Genomic DNA, 555 nt, shown 5'->3' with positions numbered 1-555 from the left:
TTTATCCAGAGCGTTTGTTACTTCATGAAAAAAATCGCAATCATTGGCTTATCAGTCCTTCTTTCAGCTTGTGTTTCGGAAACTTACATCACAGATGTCACCTCCGAAAGCTACCGAGAAGACTATAAATCAGACGCAGTCTCTAAGCCTATAATGGCGTCTGAAAGTGCAGTTGTAGAACAAGACGTTAAGCCTGAAGTCGTGAAAATGACGGCAAAGCCTGAAGAGAAAAAAGTGGTGAAACTCACACCAAAAGAGCAGGTAAAACCCGTTAAAATCGTCCCTCCGAGCAAGAAGCAAGCAGGTATTCAACGATTCGGTTACACCATCCAGGTAGTCGCCGTCGGTAGCCAAGCTAAAGTTGATCAATTTGCAAACAAACTGCCTCAAAACGGTCAGCCGATTTGGGAGAATTACAAAGTTGTCAACGGCACAAAGTGGTTCTCGGTTCTTTACGGTGACTACGCAACAAGCGCCGAAGCTCAACAAGCGATTTCAACGCTTCCAACTCAATTCCAACAGTTGAAGCCTTTTGTTAAAAGCATTGACGCAATT

1 protein-coding gene is annotated in these 555 nt (G+C 43.8%); it reads left to right on the top strand.

Features of this window, described 5'->3' with window-relative positions:
• Positions 1-24: 24 nt before the first annotated feature.
• A partial coding sequence (locus tag R8O11_RS30370; protein ID WP_318195281.1) for an SPOR domain-containing protein occupies positions 25-555 on the top strand: 531 nt, incomplete at its 3' end.

This window comes from Vibrio sp. 1288, from assembly GCF_033344475.1.
The sequence above is the reverse complement of the archived record's forward strand: the minus strand, read 5'-3'. Positions and strand labels throughout refer to the sequence as shown.